The sequence below is a fragment of the Mesorhizobium sp. M7A.F.Ca.ET.027.02.1.1 genome (assembly GCF_004022985.1).
In the GTDB taxonomy this organism is placed as follows: domain Bacteria; phylum Pseudomonadota; class Alphaproteobacteria; order Rhizobiales; family Rhizobiaceae; genus Mesorhizobium.
This window is the reverse complement of record NZ_RZOL01000800.1, coordinates 1-1,060: the sequence shown is the minus strand read 5'-3', so window position 1 is coordinate 1,060 and position 1,060 is coordinate 1. Positions and strand designations below refer to the sequence as shown.

1 pseudogene is annotated in these 1,060 nt (G+C 64.8%); it reads left to right on the top strand.

The features are described 5' to 3' along the window. Window positions 1-722: pseudogene (locus EN749_RS36250) on the top strand (lactate dehydrogenase); the annotation flags it as partial. Window positions 723-1,060 lie beyond the last annotated feature (338 nt).

Sequence of the window (1,060 nt, the reverse complement as noted above, 5' to 3'; positions counted from 1 at the left end):
GTGAAGGACAGGCCAACCAGTTCGCCATGGCCAAGGCCATTGCCTCGGGCGATCCGCGCCTGATGCAGAAAGCGGGTCTTGAAGCCGATATCGCCCGGCTCGAACGCTTGCGCTTTGCGCATCAGGACGACCAGTTCGCCATCCGTCGTCAGCTTCGCGATGCCGAACGCGACGTCGAATATACGAATCGTCGCATTGCCGAGATCGGCCAGGACCTCGCTCGGCTCGTCCGGACTGCCGGCGACGCCTTCGGCATGACGGTCGGCGACGAGACTTTCACCGAGCGCAAGCTCGCTGGTCGGGCACTCATGAAGGAGATTCTGACCCTCGTGCAGCTTCAGCACGAAGACGAGACCGTCATCGCCTCAGTTGGCGGATTCGAGCTCGCACATTCCGGCCAGCGCTTCGGCCAGGACGGCTATCGCTACACCACCATGCTGGTGCGCACCGGAGCCGAGACGGAAATCGAATTGCCGGTTACCACCACACCGCTCGGTGCGATCGCCCGGCTCGAGCATGTCCTTGCCGGCCTCGAGGAGGAGCAGGAGCGCTATCGACAACGCCTCTCTGACGCCGTGCGGCGCGTCGCCTCCTATCGTTCGCGCGAGGGCAGCGAGTTCGCCTTCTCGGATGAGCTGGCCAATAAGCGCCGGCAACTTGGCGAGATCGAGAAGTCGCTTGCCGAGGATGTTGTGGCGGGCGCCGAACGTGCTGCGGCCTAGCCGGCATGGAACGGCGCGGGGAGGAAGGAAAGGCGGGAATGAAGAGGGGATGAGCCCGCTCGCAGATCGAACGTTCCGCCGACGCTGGCGCTCAATCGCTCCCGTCGCCATCCCGGCCCGTCATCCTGCGCAGGGCTGAAGAAGCCCCGCTTGGCCAGCCGGGCAGGGATGCTCGGGCGCAATTGCACCGGCCCGCCCGCTCCGCGGGCCGGGGGGATGTCTTCGGAAAGAAGACGGAAAAGGACCGGCGATGGGCCGCGTCCACAACCTCCAAGGAGCATTCCCATGGAACTGAAGTTTGTCGATCCGCGCTCGCTCAAGGACAATCCCGACAAGGC